This window comes from Arthrobacter sp. TRD_SC_6, assembly GCF_055361185.1.
The window spans coordinates 627,720-648,224 of record NZ_CM143953.1 but is presented as its reverse complement, the minus strand read 5'-3'; the positions used below and the strand labels follow the sequence as shown (position 1 = coordinate 648,224).

Genomic DNA, 20,505 nt, shown 5'->3' with positions numbered 1-20,505 from the left:
CATGGACTGGCTGGAGGCACTGCAGCACCTGCGCTCGGAAGGTTTGCCGTGCGTACTCGCGACGGTGTCCGAGGTTCGGGGGCATGCGCCACGCGAGGCCGGCGCCAAGATGGTTGTCGGAACCGGCGCGACGTGGGGGAGCGTCGGTGGCGGCAACCTGGAGGCTACCGTCATCGACCGTGCTCGGGGGATGATGGCCGACGGGGTCGCTGCCACGGAGAACGCTGAGTTCTCACTCAGTGAGCATGCGGTCACGCAGCACGGGCGGCAATGTTGTGGAGGGAAAGTGCAGGTGCTGCTCGAGCCGTTCCTGTCGCTGCCCACGGTGGCGGTCTTCGGGATAGGGCACGTGGGGTTCGAACTGGGGCGCGTCCTGTCGCGGTTGCCGATGAAGCTGTTTCTGGTGGACAGCCGGGGCGAGCAGCTGGTTCCGGAGCGGCTCGCCGATGTGACGTCCGGCGTGGCTGAGGTACAGGCGGTGCACACACCGGTGCCGGATTCTTTCCTCAGCGAGCTCCCCGCCGGCGCGCACGTGTTCATCATGAGCCACGACCACTCGGAGGATTTCCTGCTCACCGATGCTGCGCTCCGGCGAGGCGATTTAGGTTCGGTGGGGTTGATCGGTTCCTCCGCGAAGTGGTCGAGGTTCCGGCAGAAGCTGTTGGCGGAAGGCTACGCTCCGGAGTTGATCGAAACGATCCAGTGCCCGATAGGACTGCCCGACGTCGTGGGGAAGGCGCCTGCGGTTATCGCCGTGAGTGCGGCGGCGGACCTGCTCCGGAAGCTCACTAACCCGTGATGCTGCGCATGCGAATGGAGGGGAAATTCATCCCCTCCATATCCAAGTTATAACTCGGTAGGGGGCTCGTGGTATGGCCCCCTACGGCGGGCTGTACGGGCCTAGGCGCTCTCGGATTCAGCGCTAAACCGGCTCGCTTCGAAGGCCATGTGTGCCAGGCAAAGGTGAGCGGACATCAAGGACTCGGCCGCGGAACTATTCCTGCTCGTGATCGCATTAGCTAGGTCCTGGTGGAATTGGACGCTGCGTGCAATGTCTTCGTCGGAGTAGTGAAAGTATGTGCCCAGCGTCAGGGATGTGTCGGTGAGAATTCTGACGAATTGAAACAGCCGCGGTGAGCGGGCGGCCGACACGATGAGCAAGTGGAAGGCCTGGTTGTTGTGATGCAGGTCGTCGCGGTATCCCTCCGCACGGCGCTCGGCGAGTTCTGCCATCTCATTGACGAGGTCCTGTAGCTTTGCGATTTCCTCCGGGGTGGCCGATTGCGCGGCCAGGGATGCAGCCCGGGATTCGAGCATCTGTCGCAGGTCAAACACTTCGTTGATGTCGTTTCGGGTCCACTGTGCGACGAACGAGCCTCGGTTCGACTCAGTTGTCACCAGGCTCTCCTGTGTCAGACGCTTCAGTGCCATCCGCACCGGGGAGCGGCTCACGTCGAGTTCCTGGCTGATTTCGGATTCGACCAGGTGCTGGCCGGGGGCGTAGGTGCCGGACATGATCCTGCTTCGGATCAGGTCGTACACTCTGGTGCTCGGCTGAGCCATTCTTCGCCCTCCAGAGGGGATGTCATCGAGCCGCAGGGGCGCGTAGAAGTTGAACGGTCCACATCAGATCTACGTTCACTCTAGTAGCAGCCGGCGCTGGTTGCATGGCACAAGCTGGGCCGGACGCGCTAAAGCGCCGGTAGGTGTAACCCGGCACCGGCGCTTCAGGTTCTGATTCTCCAAGGGCGAGCATCCATAGGGTCAGCTGTCGAGCTTGGCCCGAGGGTCGTGCCTAGCCAACCGGTCGAGCAGGTATTCGACTTCTGACTTGGCTGTTTCCGACAGCTTCCCGCCTGGGCGGCGCTGCGCATCGGAGGTCAGGATGCCTCGCCGCTTTAGAACGTACTTGCGTACTGACAGTCCCGCTGCCCCCGGCTGCTGCTCGTATCGAATCAGCGGAAGGTGGGCGTCGAAGAGGTCATGGGCAGCGTCACGGTGGCCGTCGGCCGACAGGCGGACGACGTCAACAAGCATTTCCGGGAAGCAATACCCCGTCATGGCGCCGTCGGCTCCACGTTCGACTTCGAAGTCCAGGAAGGCTCCGCCGAACCCACAAAGAATCGACAGATGCGGGATCTTGCCGTCCGCTTCAAGTGCCCGAACCTGGGTGATCTTCTCCAGCCCAGGCCAGTCCTCATGCTTGAGCATGACGGCATTTTCGTTGTCGGAGGCGATACGCCGAATGACATCGGTGGCCATAACGACCGAGAAGGTCAGCGGAAAATCCTGAATGACGAAAGGAGTGTCCTTACCGATGGCTTCAGCAGCTCCCCGGTAATAGTTGACGATTTGGTCATCGGTGCGCAGCGAGGGCTGCGGGGCGATCATGACGCCGGCAGCTCCATTGCCCATAACCTTTCCTGCAAGGGCACCCATGGCAGCGTACCCGGGAGCGGAAACACCGACGATGACGGGGAAGGGTGCCCGCTTGAGGAAGCGGTCCGCTACTGCGGCTGCTTCCTCGGTGGTGAGTTTGGGGGCTTCCCCCAACGCCCCAAGGACGGTGATTCCGTTGACGCCGGCATCCTGGTAGAAATCGACGAGCCGATCGATTGACGGAAAATCGATGCTTCCGTCATCCAGAAAAGGCGTAGGGGCAATGGCGTAGACGCCATTTTCCGTGCGGTTGAGTTTCATAGCGAGCTTTCCTTCTCGGGTGGTGGCCGCGTGCGCTGGCCACCACGTTCAGGGACCGGGGACGGTCCAGATTAGACGCTGGGGATGAGTCCGCCGTCGATCCGGACTACGGAACCGGTGATGTACGAGGCGCCCGTTCCGGAAAGGAACGTGACGACCTGGCCGTACTCATCCGGGTTGCCGTAACGCCCGACCGGGATGGACGCGGTGCTTTCGGCCGTGACATCTTCAACCGGACGGTTCTCTCGCTTGGCTTTCGCCTCGTCCAGTGAGGTGATGCGCCCGGTAGCGATGCGGCCTGGGAGGACGATGTTGGAGGTAATCCCGAAGGAGCCAACTTCACGTGCCAGTGTCTTGGACCAGCCGACCAGGGTCGAGCGCAGGGAGTTGGACAGTCCCAGGTTTACGATCGGGGCGATGACTCCTGAGCTGGTGCTGGTGATGATGCGTCCCCAGCCGCGTTCCTTCATGCCCGGGAGTACCCGGTCGGTCAGGGCGATGACGGGCAGGACCATCGATTGGAAGTAGCTTGTCCAGGTCTCGGTGGTCTGGCCGTGCACCAGCGTGGGGGGTGGGCCGCCGGTGTTGTTTACCAGAATATCGACCGGGCCCAGCTCCGCTTCGATCTGCGTGATCTGGTGGTCGATCGAACTGACGTCGGCAAGGTCCCAGCTGAAGGTCTTGGCGGTGCCGCCGGCGGCGTTGATGGCCGCCGTGGTCACGTCTGCGTACTTAGATTCGATGTCAGCAACTGCTACTTTGACACCTTCGGCTGCGAGGGAACGGGCAATAGCTCCGCCCAGTCCCCCTCCAGCACCCAATACCAGCGCGACCCTGCTGTGAATTCCCAGATCCATTGTTTTTCCTTCGGTTGTTTCACGTCCCGTGATGGGGCGCTTTAGTGCTGCGGTGTGGCAATAGCCTTGGCAGCCTGTGACGATTCGAGCAGCCATGTGACCGCGGAATCGATGTTTTCTGCTGCCCCCGGTGGGGGCGGGGAGTCACTCAACGACTGAACTGTTTGTTCGTAGCGTTCCCGAGTACCGGCAAGCACCGATGAGGGCAAATTTGCTTCGTCCAGTTGCGCGATGGCGCGATCAACTTCATGGAAGCGGCGCTCCGCATGGAGCACATGGGTCCGAACGACGGCGTTGAGGAAGTTCGTGAATCCCGCTGTGTCGATGTCCTCAAGCACCCGGTAAAGTTCCTGGCGCACGCCTTGGCTCTCGGCGGCGATCAGGGCCTCAACACCCAGGGCCTCAAGCCCCTTGGTCAGGACGGTCCTCAGCAGCTTGAGCGCGATCGCATCACCTGCAGTGGCATTTTCCAGGGCTCTGACTGAAGCTCCGAGCTGACTGAAATCCGTGACGGCAGATGCTGCCTCCGCCCCGGCTGCGAGCAAGTTTGTTTCGACGCCGGTCAGTGCCACGGCGCCCATGATGGCAATGTCGACGTATCCCGCTGACCTAGCTTCCAACAGCGCAGCTGCTTTTCGCTTGTCGGCGGAATTTGCCGTGCTCAGGTCCGTGTAGAGCGCGCCCGGGCTCATGTGGACGGCGGCTTGTTCGGCCACCGAGACGGCAACGTCGCCGGTGACACACGCCCATACCCGGTCCATATCGGCGAGCCAGGGCCCCGTGGAGCTTCTCAGCTCCACCCCCAGCCGGTCTGCCAGCTCCTGCGCCGCCGCCGATGGGTAGGCATCACACAGCACCAGTTCAAAGTGGGGGGCGGCGGCGGCCGCGTAGAGCCGTCCGACCTCCCCGCATCCAATAATCGCAAGCTTCATCACTCGCTCCCTTCCGTTTCAAAAGTACAATGAAAACACAATCTTGGCAACGATTGCCGCGAAATGGTTGACTATTGACTCGCGATGATCGAGATAGTACTTTATCTGTACACCTAGTGATCTGGATCATAGGTGTAGCAGGCGCAGTCGCCTCGTTCTGCAGTTCGAGCCCCGCAAGGCCTTTCCCAATCGACGAAGCTTGGAGCGCACACTCATGACTGATACGACCACTTTCTTGCAGCGGGATCCTTGGAGGATTCATCTCCCACGTGGTGTCTGCTGCCGTTCCTAGATGAATCTGTACATTGCAGCTTCCACCGGCCGGGCAAACATCGCCTTCCTGGCTGTTCGCGGCCACGCGGCTCAAGTAAGTGCGCCAGTAGAGGAGTCCCCAGCGATGGGGCAGAGCCCGATCGCTATGTCCAGCAGATAACTAGTCGGATCGAGAATGCTGGGGCGCCCGGACTGCCAATGGCTGCGGGCTACAACGCCACATTAATCTCGGCTGACGCCACCTCCTCACTACCTTGCCCCCGATACACCGTCCATATCCGAACATAAATTCAAGGGAGAAATCCATGGTCACCACACCACTCAACCGAAGGCTTCTGTGCACCGCTGCACTGATTACGCCCGCACTATTCCTCTCCGCCTGCGGAAGCCCTGAGCCCAGCACCGGCGGCGGCGGTGGCGCGGAGGCCGGTGGTGGAGGCTCACTTTCCATCGCAACGGGTGGCACTGGCGGCGTATATTACCCGCTGGGTGGCGGGTTCGCCACGGTGATCCGCGACAATATCGAAGGCTATGACGCCACCGTCCAGGAAACGAACGCGTCCGCGGACAACATGCTTCTCATCGAAAACGGCTCAGCACAGCTAGCTTTCGCTGTGGGCGATGTCGTCTCGGACGCCGTGGAAGGCGTGGGCGACTTCGAAGGCAATCCCATGGAGATCTGCTCACTGGGCAACATCTACAACAACTTCATGCAGGTCGTGACCGTTGATGGTGCCGGCATTGAATCGGTCGAGGACATGGCCGGGAAGGTGATCTCCGTTGGGGCGCCGGGTGGGGCTACGGAGGTCGGGGCGCTGCGCATCCTCGAGGCTGCGGGTATCGACCCCGAAAGCGGAGTGGAGCGGCGCCAGCTTGGTGCCGCTGAAACCGTTGCCGCACTGCGTGACGGCACCATCGACGCGGGATTCTGGTCCGGGGGCCTTCCCACGGGTGCGCTGATCGACCTCGCCAGCGACGGCGACATGGTGCTGGTGCCCATCGGCGAGTACGCCGAGCCGCTGGCATCCGAGTACGGCGACTACTACGTCGCCGATGACATCCCCGCGAACATCTATGAGGGCCAGACTGAAGCCGTTCCCGCTATTGCTTCACCGAATATTCTGGTTGCCAGCACCACCATGGACGAACAGCTCCAGCAGGACATCACTCGGGCGATTTTCGACAACGAGGAGGCCCTCATCCAGGTTCATCCGTCAGCCGAGGAGATGGACGCCAGCACGGCCGGAGATGTCCCCTTCATCGAAACCTGCCCCGGCGCACAAGTTTACTTCGACGAGCAATAACACCTCATGCGTCAGCCACTCGTCGCCGTGGTTTCTCTGATTATCACTGGTCTGTCGTTGTCAGCTGCCTCCGGCTACGTGACCGAATCGGACGCATCTGCCCCGTCGCAGTCCATTGTGATCAGCAACGACGGCGGCGAGCTGGCCAGCGTCCCGCTCTCAGGGAAGTCATTTGCCGTCAGCTACCGCAATTCAATCTACGGAACGTTCGCGGAAGAACGCTACCTCGTCCAGTCCGACGGGTCCTACCTCTTAGTGCAGATAGCAGCGGATCAGCTTGCAGTACTGGAGGAATATTACGCAGTACCTGGTGCACCCTCGGCTGCGGAGCCGACCGACCGCCGGAACTGGGTCGTGGAGCCCGACCCGGCACGGCCCGCGGCTTTCACGAATCTCTCGCTGGCTGCAACGGATCTCGGGCAGCGCACCCTGCACGTGCCTGGCATCCCCCCTGTTGAACTATGGAAATTAGTCGACAGCGATAACCCGTTTGTTGTGCTTAACCTCAAGGAGACATCATGACCGAGCGACCAGATGGCAACGGTGCCGTGGCGGCGCATCCATCCGTCCCTACCCCAGCACACAAGGCCTACGACCCCTATGAGCAGGCAGAACTTGCCAGAGCGAAGGAGGATGACACGGTCAGTCCGCTGGAGCGCGAGGAGGCCATCGACGAAGAGGCGTTGATTGCCGAGTTCGAGGCTGAGAAGCCCGCCCGGCATCTCAGCGGGCTTCCCGCACTGCTGATCAAGATCGTCGGTGCAGGGTTTTCTCTCCTGGCGCTCTACTGGGTGTTCAACCCCATGGCTACGCAGCTCTACCTGCCGCTGTTCCTGGGAATCGGTTTGTCACTGACCTTCCTGGTCTACCGGGGCTGGGGCAGATCGGAATCATCGAAGGCCAAGAACTTGGGAGACAACCCGGGGATCGCTGACTGGGCTCTGGCGGTCGTGGCGCTGATGCCGTTCCTCTACATCATCTCCGACTGGGACGGCTTCTTCCGGCGCGCCATCACCCCCACCTACCTCGACCTGGCCATGGGCGTCATCGCCATCCTCGTGACCCTCGAAGCCTCGCGCCGGACCGTGGGAATCCTGGTACCCTTGGTGGTCGTCGGTTTCTTCGCCTACGCCTCCTTCGGCTCATTCGTGCCGGCACCGTTCAACACTTCCTCCTTCGGATGGGTCCGACTGGTAGGCCACAACGTCATGGGCACGCAGGGTCTCTTCGGTGTCCCCACCGACGTGGCGGCGACCTACATCATCCTGTTCACCATCTATGGCGCGGTCCTTGGCGCCTCGGGCGCCACCAAGTTCTTCATCGACCTCTCCTTCTCGGCCTTCGGCCAGTCGAAATCCGGGCCCGGCCGGACGGTCACCCTCGCCGGATTCCTCCTCGGCACGGTCTCTGGCTCCGGTGTCGCGACGACGGTGACCCTCGGCGGTATCTCCTGGCCGCTGCTGCGCAAGGCCGGCTATCCCAAGGAACACGGCGGTGCCATCCTCGCTGCCGCCGGCATCGGCGCCATCATGTCTCCTCCCACCCTGGGAGCGGCAGCCTTCATCATCGCCGCGCTTCTGGGTGTCTCCTACCTGCAGGTGCTGATCTGGGCCACCATTCCCACGGTGCTCTACTACTTCGGCATCATTTTGGCCATCGAGATGGACGCACGCCGCTTCAAGACCAAGGCCGTGGACTTCGACGTCAAGCCCGTGGGCAAGCTGCTGCTGCGTTTCGGCTACCACTTCAGTTCCCTTGCCGCCATCGTGGTGTTCATGGCCATGGGCATGACCCCGTTCCGCGCCGTCGTCTACGCCACCATCCTGGCGTTCGTCCTCAGCTTCCTCGATCGCGCCTCCTGGATGACACCGCGCCGGATCTTCGACGCCCTTGCCACCGGCGCGACCGGCGCCCTCTCGGTCATCCCCGTCATGGCGGCCGCCGGCCTGATCGTTGGCGTCATGACCCTCACTGGCCTCGGTCTGAAACTCGCCAATATCATCGTCGACTTCGCCGGCGGAAGCCTGCTGTTGACGGCGATCTTCTCGGCCGTCTCGGTGATCCTGCTGGGACTTGCAGTGCCAGTGACCGCGAGCTTCATCATCTCGTGGGTCATCATCGGGCCGGCGCTACAGGACGTCGGTGTTCCCGCGTTCGCCGCGGCGATGTTCATCTTCTACTACTCGGTGCTCAGCGAAGTGTCGCCGCCTACCGCGCTCTCCCCCTTTGCAGCGTCGGCTATTACCGGCGGCAAGCCGATCAAGACTATGTGGCTCACGTGGCGGTACACGCTCTCGGCGTTCCTGGTGCCGTTCATTTTCGTGCTTTCCGGCCCGGGCGTCGGCCTGCTCCTCCAGGGCGGCATTCCGACCATCGCCCTGGCCTTCAGCGTCTCCCTCCTGGCCGTCGGAGCCCTCGCCGTGACCACTGGCGGGTGGCTCTTCGGGCCGGCCCGCTGGCCCGAGCGCATCCTGCTCGGCGTCGGCTCTCTCCCGATGCTCGTCATGGAACCCACATCCATCGGCTTCGGCGCAGCCATCATCGCCGTAGGCATCCTCGTACACCTACTCGGACTGAAAATGCACCGCAAGGGGCATCCCGTCGAGTCAGAAGTGGCCGTGTCTCCCGCCACCGGTGTATCGGGGACGGATCCGGACAAGGGCAGCTGACCGGGCACCCACTTCAACGCCGTAGGGAACCTACCTCGCGGGTAGGACGGAGGTTCCTAGTTCTCGTTTCATGCCTACACGATTGGATTCCCTGGATGAACGACCTATTGACCCCGCGGCCTGTTTCTCTTTTCAGCACTCTTGCAGTGAAGAAAGCCCTCGATGAGGTCATTGATGAGAATTTCACACAGGAAGCAGGCATCACCGTTAACACAGTGTATGAACCCACCAACCTGCTGTTGGAGCGCATTGCTGCGGGCGCCCGCCCCGATGTGATGATCGGAGTAACGCACCAATTAGCTCCTTTAGGCCCAGCCGGGGTAGTAGATCTATCGAGCGGTGCTGCCGTCGCGAAGGTCCGCATCGGCATTGCGGTGGCACCGGACCTAACCAACCCTGACATTTCAACAGTCGATGCGCTGGTCGCAACCCTGACCGGGGCCCGTTCCGTGGCGTATTCGCGGGTGGGGGCGAGCGGCGTGTATTTCGCCGGATTGCTGGAGGATCTGGGCATCGCCGAGCAAGTCAACGCCAATGCCACCATTGTCGACAAAGGGTTCACCGCTGTGGCGGTCATGGATGGCAGGGCGGATATTGCAGTCCAACTCATGAGCGAGCACCGTTGCGTTCCCGGGGCCAGAATAGTTGGTCCCCTGCCTGAGGAAGTCCAGCAGATTACGGAGTTCTCCGCCGTTCTTGGTAAGGCCGCCGCTGCACGACCTGAAACCCGAGCACTGATCCGCTTCCTGACCGGCGCCCGGGCCCGAGAGGTTTACCGTCGCGCGGGCATGGAAGCCGCGGACACCACATCAACGAACTAATCCGTACCCGAATCAACGACAAAGGGTTTCCAGCACATGACACAGACCATGCCTGAATATTCCGAAAAGACCGAGCGGGAACGTACTAATACGGGGAAATCAGCAGGGCATGTCATCGTGGACACCCTGGTTGCCCATGGGATCAAGCGGGCCCATGTGGTTCCGGGGGAGAGTTTCCTCGAGGTTCTGGACGGCCTGCACGGCTCCGACATCGAGACGATTGTCTGTCGGCACGAGGGCGGTGCCACCTACATGGCAGAAGCTGATGGCAAGATGAACCAACTGCCGGGCATTGCGATGGTGACCCGGGGCCCTGGAGCGGCCAACGCCCACGTGGGCCTGCATACTGCCTGGCAGGACTCCACCCCGATGGTCCTCTTCGTCGGGCTGATCCCGTTCGCCCACCGGGATCGCGAAGCATTCCAGGAATTCGACATCAAGGCCTGGTTCGATACCGGCGCCAAACGCGTCATGGTCCTGGATCATGCCGAGCGGGCCTCGGAGATCGTCGCCGAAGCGTTCTTCGCCGCGATGAGCGGCAGGCCCGGCCCGGTGGTCATTGGCCTGCCCGAGGACGTGATCCGCAAGCAGATCGATGCCACACTGCATCCGCGGATCCCGGTGGCGACCGGCGGAATGACGACCACGGACTCCGATGCCCTGGCCGCAGCTCTGGCCGCTTCCAGCAAGCCCCTGTTCGTGACCGGTGGAAATGACTGGACCCAGGACGGCGCGGATCAGTTCACGGCCTGGCTGGAGGAACACCACATTCCAGCGGCCGCTGAGTGGCGCACCCAGGGCACAGTGCCCTTTGATTCCCCGTCCTACGTCGGCCCGATCGGCTACGGCCGCCCCCGCCCCACCTATGACCTGTTTGAGGAGACCGATCTGCTCGTCTTCGTCGGCACGGTGCCCGGTGATGTCATCACCGACGGGTTCCTGTGCCGGCAGGACTGGAACAAGAAAAACTTCCTGGTCACCATCGATTCGTCCCTTCGCGGTCGATCCGGCCCCGTCTCCTACCAGATCGTCGCCAAACCTGACGTGTTCGTTCGGGACCTAGTCAAACTCCATCTCCCGGTCAAAGACGAATGGCGGACCTGGACTGCGCGGATGCGTGCCGAACAGGAATCCTTCGCTACCCTTCCCGACCCCACTCCGGCCGAGGGCCCCGCACGGATGGACACCCTGATGGCCAACCTGGTGCCCACTCTGCCCGCGGATGCGATGATCACTCTGGGCGCCGGTGAACACACCAATTGGGCTCACCGCTACTTCCCCACACGGCGTTATGCCTCCATGATCAGCGCGCGCAACGGCTCCAAGGGCTATTCAGTCCCCTCCGCGATCGCAGCGTCCCTCGCACACCCAGGCCGACGCATCGTCACCATCGCAGGGGACGGAGAGTTCCTCATGAATGGGCAGGAACTGGCGACCGCTACCCAGTACGGCGCCACCCCCTTGGTGATCGTGATGGACAACCAGGAATACGGCACCATCCGCACCCACCAGGAACGCCACTACCCCGACCGGGTTTCCGGTACCCAGCTCAAGAACCCGGATTTCGCGCTCATGGCGCAGGCCTTCGGCGGATTCGGCATCAAAGTCGAACAGGACGCCGACATCCCCGCCGCCGTCACTGCGGCACTGAAAGCGATCGATGAGGACAAAGTATTTGCCCTCATCCACCTCGTCGTCGAACAACGGGTCAGAGCCTACTAAGGCTCCGCCCAAGCCAACGCCACACCCCTGCTCAACACCGCTCATTCTCAGACGCACTCACTGGAGGGAAGAAAATATGACCATCCCCGCAATCACAGAACTCGACCTGCTGGACTCCGTCCCGACCGGTCTGCTCATCAACGGGCAATGGAGCCCTGCAGCGTCAGGCAAGACTTTCGACATCGAAGACCCCGCCACGGGAAAAGTCCTGATGAGTATCGCCGATGCATCACCTGAGGACGGCGCCGCCGCCCTGGATGCCGCTGCCACAACCCAAGCATCGTGGGCAAAGGTCCCGGCCCGTGAACGCGGGGAAATCCTGCGCCGTGCCTTCGAACTGGTGACCGAACGAGCCGAGAACTTCGCACTGTTGATGACAATGGAAATGGGCAAGCCACTGGCCGAGGCCCGCGGTGAGGTGACCTACGCCGCTGAATTCCTGCGCTGGTTCTCCGAGGAAGCGGTGCGCGTATCGGGCCGGTACTCGGTCTCCCCTGACGGCAAATCCCGTCTCCTGGTGACGAAAAAACCTGTAGGACCGTGCCTGCTGATCACTCCGTGGAACTTCCCGCTGGCCATGGCCACCCGAAAGATCGCTCCCGCCGTGGCAGCCGGCTGCACCATGGTCCTCAAACCCGCCGCGCTCACACCCCTGACGTCCCAGCTCTTCGCAGCGGTCATGATGGAGGCCGGCCTGCCCGCCGGGGTCCTGAACGTCATCGCGACCACCAGCGCCGGCGCCACCACCGGGCCCTTGATCAAAGACACCCGGCTACGGAAGCTGTCCTTCACCGGCTCCACCGAGGTGGGCCGCCGCCTGCTCGCTGATGCTTCCGAGACCGTGCTGCGCACCTCCATGGAACTGGGCGGAAACGCACCCTTCGTGGTGTTCGATGACGCCGATCTTGAAGCCGCCGTCGACGGTGCCATGCTGGCGAAACTGCGGAACATGGGGGAGGCCTGCACAGCCGCCAACCGTTTCATCGTCCACGAATCGGTGGCTGATGAGTTCGCGGAGAAGTTCGCCGCCAGGATGGCGACGATGACGACGGCCCGCGGTACCGAGGAAACGTCCAAAGTCGGTCCTCTGATCGATGCCAAAAGCAGGGACAAAGTCCATGAGCTCGTCACGGACGCCGTTTCCGTTGGTGCTACCGCTCTGGTCGGCGGCGCCCCCGAAGAGGGGCCCGGATACTTCTACCAGCCCACCCTCCTCACCGGCGTCACCGAAAGCGCCAGGCTCTTTTCCGAGGAGATCTTCGGGCCCGTTGCTCCGATCATCACTTTCAACGATGAAGCCGATGCCGTTCGGCTCGCGAATAAGACCGAATACGGGCTCGTGGCCTACGTCTACACACGCGACCTGAACCGGGGAATCCGCATGGGTGAACAGCTCGAAACCGGCATGCTCGGCCTGAACGCCGGTGTCATCTCCAACGCGGCCGCGCCCTTCGGCGGCATTAAGCAATCAGGACTGGGCAGGGAAGGTGGAAGCGAAGGCATCGAGGAATACCTCTACACCCAGTACATCGGCATCGCCGACCCCTACACCAACTAGCCAACATACGATCAGCACCTCTATATGGCGGCGGCCCTGTTGGCGAAGCGCGACTCCCGCTCACTGGTCCAGACATGAATCCGCAGCTGGGAGATTTTCTGCCAGCCCAGCTGCTGGCCTAACTCAAAATGTCTTCTGATTCAGTCTTAACCCCAGAAGTAGTCCTCGCCCGGGCCATCCTCGGAGAAGAGATAAACTTCGCTGATCCTTCCGTCGCGCACCGTGAGTAAATCGAGGCCTGCCATGTCCATCGATCCGTTTCGGTTGGTGCCCGAGAACCGGACGGGTACTGCGGCGATCTCGCCGTTGGTCATGGTGAGGCCTGCCACGGTCAACTGGAACGTGCCTTCACTGGTCTCCATCATGCCACCGAGCATGGCGCCGATTGCTTCCACGCCGACATGCTCGCCGGAGAACCTGTTCGCTCCCGGCTGGTGCCACACAGCTGTGGGACTAAACAGTGCCATCGCTGCTGGGAAGTCACCTCGTCCCAGAGCTTCGAAGTAGCTGGCGGCGACGGCGGCCGGTGATGTGTTGTTCATGATTTCTCCTTTATCGGGTAACACTCCATAGTTACAATCGGTAACCTGTTACCTCAACGTAACTGAAGGCGGTAGCGAGAAGATGTTTGAACCGGGCTGGAATGTGATGATTTCAACGTGCCCATCGCGTACGTCGTTGGCCAAGATCGCGAACAAGTGGACAGCGATGGTCGTTATCGCTCTCGAAGACGGCCCGCTCCGTTTCGGCTTGATCCGCGCGGCCGTGGACGGCATCAGTGGCAAGGTTCTAACCGATACCCTGCGGGACCTGGAGCGGGACGGAATCATCTCGCGGACCGCCTATGACGAGATGCCGCCCAGAGTGGAATACGCGCTGACCCATCTAGGCCGGACGCTACATGAACCGCTCGCGGCACTGGGACGGTGGGCGGTTGAACATATCGATGAAGTTCTCGATGCCCGGGACACTTACGACGAACGCCACTCAGACTCCTGCGAAGCGCCAAAATCCCGATTACACACTGATTCCTCGTCGAAGGTTTGATCAACGATGTATGGCGCAAGGTTCGAGGCTCATATTACTCAAAGCCACTACCCATCGACGCCGAGTACTCAATGATGCCGCTGGGGCCGCGGACATAAGTGAGCCTGTGACTGTGAGTCGCAGCGATAAATGGCGCGATTGTCGCACTGCTTGATGGCCGATCGCCTGATTCTGCAAGACTATCCATATCCCACACAGTCACGAGCGGAGATTTGGGATGACGTTGCCGCCTGTCGGGTGCGTCACGCGGTTTGCGGGCTTTGGATTGAGCGTTTGCGTGAGTAGGCGCGCGCGGCGCGGACTCTGTCGCCGCAACGGGTTGAGCACCATTGCCGTCGTGCGTGGGTGCGGACGAAGAATCGCTGGCAGGAGTCTGCTTCACAGGACGCGAGCTGCGGGGCTTGGTCGCCACTGAGCAGCGAGGCGGCATCATCGGCAATCAGGGCCATGGCGTGTTCTACGACCTGCGTCACGGGGTGGTCGGCGCGACGGATAAATCCCGCGTGTGGGTCGAAACGCAACAGCAGAGCGCCGGGGACGCAGGTCAGGGCGGAGTTTAGAGCGTGCACGGCGGACGTCGCGGGGACGTCTCCGGTGGTGTAAGCGGTGAAGAGAGTGCGCAGATCCGCGCGCAGCGCCACGAGCCGGCCCTGGCAATGCTCGTGCAGCACAGCTTCCGGCCCTACGAGATCACGTGCCATCAGCCAAGCCGCCGCGGCCTTTGGGGTGCTCATCTCGTCGTAGCCTTTGCCACCCGCGATGCCCCCTGCGCTGTTGACAAGGGCGAGGCTCGGATGCTCCTGGGCGCCCGGTGCGGGAGCTAGCGGTATCTCAAACATGTTCTCATGTTATCAGTTTCGTTTTGCCGTGAGACAGGTGCTAGGCTCGAATCATGTCAAAAGGATCTTTTTTCCATGAGGAGTTGTTGTGAGGTTGAGTCGACCATCCGGCGCGGCGCCGCTCACACTGTCCGTACTTGCCGCTGGCGGCACCGGCGTCGGGATGAGCGCCCAGGAGGGGCTCGAGAGCACCATCTCACTTGCGCGGACCGCAGATCAACGCGGCTTTCACAGGTTCTGGATGTCTGAGCATCACGGGATGGGTGCAACCTCCGTGTCCTCCCCGCCGTTGATGATCGCCCGCCTCATCGCCGAAACGATGCACATCCGTCTCGGGGCCGGCGGAGTGATGCTGCCCAACCATTCCCCGCTGCTGATCGCCGAGCAATTCGGGATGCTGGAGGCACTGGCCCCGGGCAGGATCGATCTCGGGCTAGGTCGAGCTCCAGGCACAGACGGGGCCACAGCCGCTGCGTTGCGTCGGGGAGCAGACGCCAACGACGGCTTCCCACAGCAGGTACTGGAACTGCTCGGATTCCTGGGCGATGACTTCCCTTCCGGGCACCCTTACCGGCAGGTCCACGCGGTACCAGGCCCCTGGCAAGCGAAGGAGAACCGTGTGACCACACCGCCGAGCACGCCGCAGGTGTGGATGCTCGGCTCCTCGCCGTACTCGGCTCAACTGGCCGGGCAGCTCGGTCGACCATATGCGTTCGCATTACAGTTCGGCGACGCCGACGTCGATACCGCCATGCGCCTCTACCGTGAGAGCTTCCGGCCCTCCGATGTGCTCGCCGAGCCCCACAGCCTTGTCAGCGTGCCCGTGGCGATCAGCGACGACCCGGTAGAAGCCAGGCGGCAGGCGGCAACGTCGGCCATGGCGATGCTGCGCATGTTCAAGGGCGAGGGGTACCTGCTGCTGCCCGCCGACGAGGTCGACGCCTATCAACCCACGATGCAGGAGCGTCACATCGTCGACGCCTATACCGACCGCAGTTTCCACGGCACACCTGCAACAGTCGCCGACCGCCTCGAAGCCCTCCAGGCGCGCACCGACGTCGATGAGGTGATGCTCGTCGTCGGCGGCCACTCCACCTCCTTGGACCTGCAGGGGATCAGCCTGATCGCCGATCACTACGCGATGCCCCGCCTCGGATCCTCGCTCCCGGCCATGGCGCAATAGAACCCCACCCAGGTTTGTCAGATCTTCCACCCGTTCCACCAGTTCACAACAAACCCTCTCTGAAGGAGAACCCCATGAACGCACCACGCCGAGCCCTCATCGTCATCGACACACAACAGGAATACTTCGACGGACTGCTTCCCATCCAATTCCCGGCTCGCGACGACTCCATCGTCAGCATCCAACAGGCGATCGACGCGGCCCAGCAGACCGATACGCCCGTTGTGCTCGTTCAGCACGAACTCCCGGCAGAGGCCCCCGTGTTCGCCTCCGGATCATCGACCTGGCAGAACCACCCCACGGTAGCCGCCTACGAAGACGCCGCAGCCAAGCGCATCAGCAAGCAGTTCTCCAGCATCTTCGCGGAGACCGGCCTCGAGGCCTGGTTGCGCGAGCAGGACATCGACACCGTCACGCTGGTCGGCTACATGACCAACAACTGCGTCATCGCCTCCGCTGCAGCCGCCGAGCCCCTCGGTATCAGCGTCGAGGTCCTTTCCGACGCGACCGGGGCAATCGACCTCACCAACGAGGCCGGTACAGCGCCCGCACGCCAGGTCCACGAAACCCTCATGGCGTTACTGCACTCGAACTGGGCCGCCGTCACCGACACCGCGACCTGGGCCACCGCACTACGCCCAAGCGTGGCGCTGACCAAGAGCGACCTGGTCACCTCCGCCACTCGAGGCCGCAGTACCCGCTAGAGATGCGAGGTCGGCGAATCGTCGCCGACATGCCAGCCCGCGGACTGGGCGGATACGTCCCGACGACGGCGATCAGCGGGTGAAACCCAGGCCATCCTAAAAGCACGATCTGCAAGGAACCCACTCATGACCAACCCCAGAGCCTGGCTACTCCTGATGCCCGCCGTCCTGGTCGAGGTGACAGCCTCACTCGCACTCAAAGGCGCCCTCGAGCACCCCGCCCTCTACGTCGTCGTCGTCGTCGGCTACCTCAGTGGGTTCGCCCTGCTCTCCGCGATCCTCCGCACCGGCATGGCTCTCGGAGTCGCCTACGGTATCTGGGGAGCCAGCGGCGTAGCCCTCACAGCCGTTGGCTCTCTTCTGATCTTCGGGGAACCGATCACCACCCTCATGGGCATCGGCATCATCGTCATCATCGCCGGCGTGCTCTGCGTGGAACTCGGCGCCCAGGCAGCCCACAAGAAACCGGTGGTCGCCTGATGGCCTACCTCCTGCTCGTCGGCGCCATCCTGTTCGAGGTCTCCGGCACCATCAGCCTCCGCCTCGCCATCGACAACAAGCGCTGGTACACGGCAGTAGCAATCGGATATCTGGTGTCCTTCAGCCTGCTCGGATTCACCCTTGCCCAGGGGATGCCCATCGGCATCGCCTACGGCATCTGGGCAGCAGCAGGAGTCGCACTCACCGCCGTCATCTCAAGATTCCTGTTCAAGGACCCCCTCACCTGGCTCATGAGCCTCGGCATCACCCTCATCATCGGCGGCGTCCTCCTCATCGAACTCGGCGCACCCCACTAAGCACACCCACAGCCGTCCCTGAGGAAAATCACTGCTGCAATGGGTACGCGCAGCCGCTATAAAATTGTCCGCTGAAGGATCGTCGTGCGACCTTCGCCTCCAACGGGCACATCTTGACCTCAACTCAACTTTAGGTTCTAACGTCGCATGGACTAGCGTGCTCGAAATTGTTCTCACACCGACGGCGCGGCTGCCGCACCAGCCCAACGTGCTGCGCTCATACGTACTCGAGCGCCCCCAAGGCAACCTGATCACGTAGAACTTCCTCGGGTCAACGAATCGGCGGCTGAGATCCGGCCCTCGGCGAATCCCCTGCTTTTCGATCAGTCACAGCCACAAACTCGAGCTCGACTTACCAGGGTTTGAGTACAGACACCGCGTCCAGCCGTTGACACCCGAGCTCTCGAAGGGCCTTGAGCTCGACTTGGTGGTGCTGGTGGATCCGGACTCTTTGGGCGACGGTATTGAGGGGGCCGTGGACCGTTACGTCGCGATGACCCGCGCCACCCGCGAATTGGTGATCCTCCGCACCTGACAACTCAGGCGTCGATGTTCAGCGTCACTGTGACGGTGTCGCCTTCGTCGATCCCCTCGTCCTTCCGCACAAAGTCCTTGATCGGCACAATGTACCCGCCGTTCTTGGGGAATAGCGACGTGGTCCAGGTGGTCGCGCCGATGGTCACCTCTGCCGGAATCATGCCCCAGCCGTAAGTGACAACCTTGGACACAGCCTTGATCTCCATCCGCGCGTCGTCCGGGACGGTGATGAAGTGGAAAGGTGCTGGTCCGCGCCAGTGCCAGATGTCGCCTTCGAAGGTGAGGTTCACGAGGCCACCCTAACCCTCCACGCAAAACGAGTCAGCAGAAACGACTAGGAAATCAACGGATACCTGGCCATTTCTGCTGACTCGATGCGGGGATAAAGCGGTTAGCCGCCCATCCACATGGTGATCGGTCCTCGCGCGAAGTACACGAGGAAGCCGGCCGCAACCACCCAGAGCAGCGGGTGGATCTTGCGGGCCTTACCCGAGGACGCCCGGATGATGACCCAGCTGATGAATCCCGCCCCGATGCCGTTGGCGATCGAGTAGGTCAGCGGCATCGTCACGATGGTGAGGAACGCCGGCAGAGCTACGGAGAAGTTGCTGAAGTTGATCTCGCGGATCTGCGCCACCATCATGGCACCGACGACGACGAGGGCAGCCGCCGCTACCTCCAGCGGCACCACCGCGGTGAGCGGAGTGAAGAACATGGCCAGCAGGAAGAGCGTGCCCGTCACCACCGAAGCGAGGCCGGTTCGCGCACCTTCGCCGATGCCGGCGGCTGAGTCGATAAACACAGTGTTCGACGACGCCGAGGACCCGCCACCGGCAACCGCTCCGACACCTTCGATGACCAGAGCCGACTTCAAGCGCGGGAAGTTGCCCTGCTTGTTGGTCAGGCGGGCCTGCTTGGCCAACCCGGTCATGGTGCCCATGGCGTCGAAGAAGTTGGTGAAGACCAGTGTGAAGACCAGCATGGTTGCGGCCAGCACCCCGATGCGGTCGAACGCGCCGAAGAGGTTGAATGCCCCCACCAGACCAAAGTCTGGCAGCGAAACAATGTTGCTCGGAATCACCGGTGCGTTGAGGTGCCAACCGGTGGGGTTGTCCGGACCGCCGGCGCCGAGCCGCAGCGACAGTTCGATGACGATCGCAATGATGGTGGTGGCCACGATTCCGATCAGCAGGCCGCCCTGCACCCTGCGTGCCATGAGAATGCCCATGATGATGAGGCCGACAATGAACACGAGCGTGGGCACGGTGGTGATGGAACCGCCGTCGCCCATCTGGACCGGGGGACCACCGGGGGTTCGGGTGACAAAACCAGAATCCACGAACCCGATGAAGGCAATGAATAATCCGATTCCGACGGTGATCGCCGCCTTGAGCTGCCTGGGTACCGCGTTGAAGATTGCCGTTCGGGCACCGGTTACCGCGAGGAACACGATGAGCAGGCCGTTGATGACCACGAGGCCCATCGCTTCGGGCCAGGTCACGTCGCCGACTACGGACACCGCGAGGAAGGAGTTGATCCCCAACCCGGCGGCAATACCGAACGGAAGGTTCGCGACGACGCCGAAGAGGATGGTCATCACGCCGGCTGTCAGGCCGGTGACGGCGGCAACCTGCGTGGCCTGGAGCCAGCCGCCTTCGACGTCGAGCGCTGCGGCGTCCGGGCTGAACCCGCCGAGGATGAGGGGGTTCAGTATGACGATGTACGCCATGGTGAAGAACGTGACGAGCCCGCCGCGAACTTCCCGGCTCTTCGTCGAACCGCGTTCGGTAATTTTGAAATACTTGTCCAACCGGCTTTGGTTGGGCTGTTCTCTACGCGGCGGTGATGCCGGCCCTTCGGGCTGGCCGCCGGTCTGCGTGAGGGTAGACATAGGGGTTCCTTTAGTAATCCACGCGCGCGGCGAGAGTGCTCCACGCATCGAAGGGAGCGGAGGCTGTGGTGTTGGAGGAGGTCGGCAGTGCGTACTGGCGTACGGCCATCGACCGCTCCTCCACCGGGGTCGCGAAGAAATTGTAGAACACGGCGTCGTCGAAGCCCGCTTTGGCGGCGTCGTGACGGTCAGCAGCGAAGACGACGGTGTCGACGCGCGCCCACAGTGCCGCGGATAGGCACAGCGGGCAGGGCTCGCAGCTGGTGTAAAGGGTGGAACCGGAGAGATCGAAAGTCTCCATGGATGCGCAAGCGTTGCGGATGGCCATGACCTCCGCGTGCGCCGTCGGGTCATTATTCGCGGTGACGCGATTGACGCCGTCGAACGAACGGCCGTCTGCTGTTACGATGAGCGCGCCGAATGGCCCGCCGGAATTGTGAACATTCTGCGTGGCCAACGAGATGGCTTGCGCTAGGAACTGCTCTTCTTTGGTGGTGGTGGTCACGGAAGGTACTCCCAAAGTGGGCAGCAATCCTGCGAGTTCCAGGCGCGCCACCTACGGCGCGGTGTTTCACGACCAGACTGCTGCTAAACGGATTTGCATAGATTTGCAGGTCCACCTGGTAGATAGCCCCCTGAGAGGGCCCGCCTTTGGCTTCAGGGTTCGAGAG

Annotated in this window: 22 protein-coding genes; 13 read left to right on the top strand and 9 right to left on the bottom strand. The window is 62.3% G+C overall.

What is annotated here, in order from left to right; genetic code table 11:
• The first annotated feature begins 1 nt into the window (after position 1).
• Complete coding sequence (xdhC, locus tag ACWA1U_RS03160; RefSeq protein ID WP_463723899.1) at positions 2 to 799, top strand: xanthine dehydrogenase accessory protein XdhC; 798 nt, start codon at positions 2 to 4, stop codon at positions 797 to 799.
• Positions 800 to 900: 101 nt separating this feature from the next.
• Here the strand turns inward: xdhC and ACWA1U_RS03155 are convergent, their stop codons facing one another.
• The 4 genes from ACWA1U_RS03155 to ACWA1U_RS03140 all read right to left on the bottom strand — a co-directional run bounded on the left by ACWA1U_RS03155 (position 901) and on the right by ACWA1U_RS03140 (position 4,489).
• Complete coding sequence (locus tag ACWA1U_RS03155) at positions 901 to 1,563, bottom strand: GntR family transcriptional regulator (protein ID WP_463723898.1); 663 nt, start codon at positions 1,561 to 1,563, stop codon at positions 901 to 903.
• Between the two features lie 201 nt (positions 1,564 to 1,764).
• On the bottom strand, positions 1,765 to 2,700 hold the full coding sequence (locus ACWA1U_RS03150; RefSeq protein WP_463723897.1) for a dihydrodipicolinate synthase family protein: 936 nt from the start codon (positions 2,698 to 2,700) through the stop codon (positions 1,765 to 1,767).
• A 71-nt stretch (positions 2,701 to 2,771) separates the two neighbouring features.
• Complete coding sequence (locus ACWA1U_RS03145) at positions 2,772 to 3,557, bottom strand: SDR family oxidoreductase (protein WP_463723896.1); 786 nt, start codon at positions 3,555 to 3,557, stop codon at positions 2,772 to 2,774.
• A gap of 41 nt (positions 3,558 to 3,598) precedes the next feature.
• Complete coding sequence (locus tag ACWA1U_RS03140; protein WP_463723895.1) at positions 3,599 to 4,489, bottom strand: DUF1932 domain-containing protein; 891 nt, start codon at positions 4,487 to 4,489, stop codon at positions 3,599 to 3,601.
• A 578-nt stretch (positions 4,490 to 5,067) separates the two neighbouring features.
• Here ACWA1U_RS03140 and ACWA1U_RS03135 point away from each other — a divergent pair.
• The 6 genes from ACWA1U_RS03135 (at position 5,068) to ACWA1U_RS03110 (ending at position 12,836) form a co-directional block, all read left to right on the top strand.
• Entirely contained in the window at positions 5,068 to 6,066 is a 999-nt protein-coding gene (locus ACWA1U_RS03135; protein ID WP_463723894.1) for a TAXI family TRAP transporter solute-binding subunit, read from the top strand.
• 6 nt (positions 6,067 to 6,072) lie between these two features.
• On the top strand, positions 6,073 to 6,588 hold the full coding sequence (locus ACWA1U_RS03130) for a hypothetical protein (RefSeq protein WP_463723893.1): 516 nt from the start codon (positions 6,073 to 6,075) through the stop codon (positions 6,586 to 6,588).
• Positions 6,585 to 8,735, top strand: a complete 2,151-nt coding sequence (locus ACWA1U_RS03125) for a TRAP transporter permease (RefSeq protein ID WP_463723892.1) — start codon at positions 6,585 to 6,587, stop codon at positions 8,733 to 8,735. The genes ACWA1U_RS03130 and ACWA1U_RS03125 overlap by 4 nt, the downstream gene beginning before the upstream one ends.
• A gap of 95 nt (positions 8,736 to 8,830) precedes the next feature.
• Positions 8,831 to 9,556: a substrate-binding domain-containing protein gene (locus ACWA1U_RS03120; RefSeq protein ID WP_463723891.1), complete on the top strand. Its 726-nt coding sequence runs from the start codon at positions 8,831 to 8,833 to the stop codon at positions 9,554 to 9,556.
• A gap of 36 nt (positions 9,557 to 9,592) precedes the next feature.
• The gene (locus tag ACWA1U_RS03115; RefSeq protein ID WP_463723890.1) at positions 9,593 to 11,278 is read left to right on the top strand and encodes a thiamine pyrophosphate-dependent enzyme; all 1,686 of its coding nucleotides are present in this window, start codon (positions 9,593 to 9,595) and stop codon (positions 11,276 to 11,278) included.
• A gap of 76 nt (positions 11,279 to 11,354) precedes the next feature.
• Positions 11,355 to 12,836: an NAD-dependent succinate-semialdehyde dehydrogenase gene (locus ACWA1U_RS03110; protein ID WP_463723889.1), complete on the top strand. Its 1,482-nt coding sequence runs from the start codon at positions 11,355 to 11,357 to the stop codon at positions 12,834 to 12,836.
• A gap of 146 nt (positions 12,837 to 12,982) precedes the next feature.
• Here ACWA1U_RS03110 and ACWA1U_RS03105 read toward each other — a convergent pair whose 3' ends face one another.
• Complete coding sequence (locus ACWA1U_RS03105) at positions 12,983 to 13,378, bottom strand: nuclear transport factor 2 family protein (protein ID WP_463723888.1); 396 nt, start codon at positions 13,376 to 13,378, stop codon at positions 12,983 to 12,985.
• A gap of 106 nt (positions 13,379 to 13,484) precedes the next feature.
• Here ACWA1U_RS03105 and ACWA1U_RS03100 point away from each other — a divergent pair, with 106 nt between their 5' ends.
• The gene (locus tag ACWA1U_RS03100) at positions 13,485 to 13,883 is read left to right on the top strand and encodes a winged helix-turn-helix transcriptional regulator (RefSeq protein WP_463724934.1); all 399 of its coding nucleotides are present in this window, start codon (positions 13,485 to 13,487) and stop codon (positions 13,881 to 13,883) included.
• A gap of 242 nt (positions 13,884 to 14,125) precedes the next feature.
• Here ACWA1U_RS03100 and ACWA1U_RS03095 read toward each other — a convergent pair whose 3' ends face one another.
• On the bottom strand, positions 14,126 to 14,722 hold the full coding sequence (locus ACWA1U_RS03095) for a CGNR zinc finger domain-containing protein (RefSeq protein WP_463723887.1): 597 nt from the start codon (positions 14,720 to 14,722) through the stop codon (positions 14,126 to 14,128).
• Between the two features lie 88 nt (positions 14,723 to 14,810).
• Between ACWA1U_RS03095 and ACWA1U_RS03090 the strand changes: the two genes are divergently transcribed.
• From ACWA1U_RS03090 to ACWA1U_RS03070, 5 genes are all read left to right on the top strand, one after another.
• On the top strand, positions 14,811 to 15,905 hold the full coding sequence (locus ACWA1U_RS03090; protein ID WP_463723886.1) for an LLM class flavin-dependent oxidoreductase: 1,095 nt from the start codon (positions 14,811 to 14,813) through the stop codon (positions 15,903 to 15,905).
• Between the two features lie 74 nt (positions 15,906 to 15,979).
• Positions 15,980 to 16,609: an isochorismatase family protein gene (locus ACWA1U_RS03085; RefSeq protein ID WP_463723885.1), complete on the top strand. Its 630-nt coding sequence runs from the start codon at positions 15,980 to 15,982 to the stop codon at positions 16,607 to 16,609.
• 126 nt (positions 16,610 to 16,735) lie between these two features.
• Positions 16,736 to 17,089 (top strand): DMT family transporter, encoded by a 354-nt coding sequence (locus tag ACWA1U_RS03080; protein ID WP_463723884.1) that lies wholly within the window; start codon positions 16,736 to 16,738, stop codon positions 17,087 to 17,089.
• Positions 17,089 to 17,406 (top strand): DMT family transporter, encoded by a 318-nt coding sequence (locus ACWA1U_RS03075; protein ID WP_463723883.1) that lies wholly within the window; start codon positions 17,089 to 17,091, stop codon positions 17,404 to 17,406. Before ACWA1U_RS03080 ends, ACWA1U_RS03075 begins: the two co-directional genes overlap by 1 nt.
• Positions 17,407 to 17,794: 388 nt before the next feature.
• Positions 17,795 to 17,941 carry a hypothetical protein gene (locus tag ACWA1U_RS03070; protein ID WP_463723882.1) on the top strand — a complete coding sequence of 49 codons (147 nt, stop codon included), beginning with the start codon at positions 17,795 to 17,797 and terminating at the stop codon, positions 17,939 to 17,941.
• A 4-nt stretch (positions 17,942 to 17,945) separates the two neighbouring features.
• Here the strand turns inward: ACWA1U_RS03070 and ACWA1U_RS03065 are convergent, their stop codons facing one another.
• From ACWA1U_RS03065 to ACWA1U_RS03055, 3 genes are all read right to left on the bottom strand, one after another.
• Positions 17,946 to 18,233, bottom strand: coding sequence for a DUF1905 domain-containing protein (locus ACWA1U_RS03065; RefSeq protein ID WP_463723881.1), 288 nt, complete (start codon positions 18,231 to 18,233; stop codon positions 17,946 to 17,948).
• Between the two features lie 101 nt (positions 18,234 to 18,334).
• Positions 18,335 to 19,834: an NCS2 family permease gene (locus ACWA1U_RS03060; RefSeq protein WP_463723880.1), complete on the bottom strand. Its 1,500-nt coding sequence runs from the start codon at positions 19,832 to 19,834 to the stop codon at positions 18,335 to 18,337.
• A 10-nt stretch (positions 19,835 to 19,844) separates the two neighbouring features.
• Positions 19,845 to 20,339: a nucleoside deaminase gene (locus tag ACWA1U_RS03055; protein WP_463723879.1), complete on the bottom strand. Its 495-nt coding sequence runs from the start codon at positions 20,337 to 20,339 to the stop codon at positions 19,845 to 19,847.
• Between the last annotated feature and the right edge of the window lie 166 nt (positions 20,340 to 20,505).

What these genes read in the sequence shown, in the direction of transcription:
- ACWA1U_RS03140 (WP_463723895.1), bottom strand. Translation starts at nt 4,489, where the DNA reads ATGAAGCTTGCGATTATTGGATGCGGGGAGGTCGGACGGCTCTACGCG.
- ACWA1U_RS03095 (WP_463723887.1), bottom strand. Translation starts at nt 14,722, where the DNA reads ATGTTTGAGATACCGCTAGCTCCCGCACCGGGCGCCCAGGAGCATCCG.
- xdhC (WP_463723899.1), top strand. Translation starts at nt 2, where the DNA reads ATGGACTGGCTGGAGGCACTGCAGCACCTGCGCTCGGAAGGTTTGCCG.
- ACWA1U_RS03075 (WP_463723883.1), top strand. Translation starts at nt 17,089, where the DNA reads ATGGCCTACCTCCTGCTCGTCGGCGCCATCCTGTTCGAGGTCTCCGGC.
- ACWA1U_RS03135 (WP_463723894.1), top strand. Translation starts at nt 5,068, where the DNA reads ATGGTCACCACACCACTCAACCGAAGGCTTCTGTGCACCGCTGCACTG.
- ACWA1U_RS03155 (WP_463723898.1), bottom strand. Translation starts at nt 1,563, where the DNA reads ATGGCTCAGCCGAGCACCAGAGTGTACGACCTGATCCGAAGCAGGATC.
- ACWA1U_RS03060 (WP_463723880.1), bottom strand. Translation starts at nt 19,834, where the DNA reads ATGTCTACCCTCACGCAGACCGGCGGCCAGCCCGAAGGGCCGGCATCA.
- ACWA1U_RS03105 (WP_463723888.1), bottom strand. Translation starts at nt 13,378, where the DNA reads ATGAACAACACATCACCGGCCGCCGTCGCCGCCAGCTACTTCGAAGCT.
- ACWA1U_RS03110 (WP_463723889.1), top strand. Translation starts at nt 11,355, where the DNA reads ATGACCATCCCCGCAATCACAGAACTCGACCTGCTGGACTCCGTCCCG.
- ACWA1U_RS03145 (WP_463723896.1), bottom strand. Translation starts at nt 3,557, where the DNA reads ATGGATCTGGGAATTCACAGCAGGGTCGCGCTGGTATTGGGTGCTGGA.
- ACWA1U_RS03120 (WP_463723891.1), top strand. Translation starts at nt 8,831, where the DNA reads ATGAACGACCTATTGACCCCGCGGCCTGTTTCTCTTTTCAGCACTCTT.
- ACWA1U_RS03080 (WP_463723884.1), top strand. Translation starts at nt 16,736, where the DNA reads ATGACCAACCCCAGAGCCTGGCTACTCCTGATGCCCGCCGTCCTGGTC.
- ACWA1U_RS03085 (WP_463723885.1), top strand. Translation starts at nt 15,980, where the DNA reads ATGAACGCACCACGCCGAGCCCTCATCGTCATCGACACACAACAGGAA.
- ACWA1U_RS03150 (WP_463723897.1), bottom strand. Translation starts at nt 2,700, where the DNA reads ATGAAACTCAACCGCACGGAAAATGGCGTCTACGCCATTGCCCCTACG.
- ACWA1U_RS03125 (WP_463723892.1), top strand. Translation starts at nt 6,585, where the DNA reads ATGACCGAGCGACCAGATGGCAACGGTGCCGTGGCGGCGCATCCATCC.
- ACWA1U_RS03130 (WP_463723893.1), top strand. Translation starts at nt 6,073, where the DNA reads ATGCGTCAGCCACTCGTCGCCGTGGTTTCTCTGATTATCACTGGTCTG.
- ACWA1U_RS03100 (WP_463724934.1), top strand. Translation starts at nt 13,485, where the DNA reads ATGATTTCAACGTGCCCATCGCGTACGTCGTTGGCCAAGATCGCGAAC.
- ACWA1U_RS03115 (WP_463723890.1), top strand. Translation starts at nt 9,593, where the DNA reads ATGACACAGACCATGCCTGAATATTCCGAAAAGACCGAGCGGGAACGT.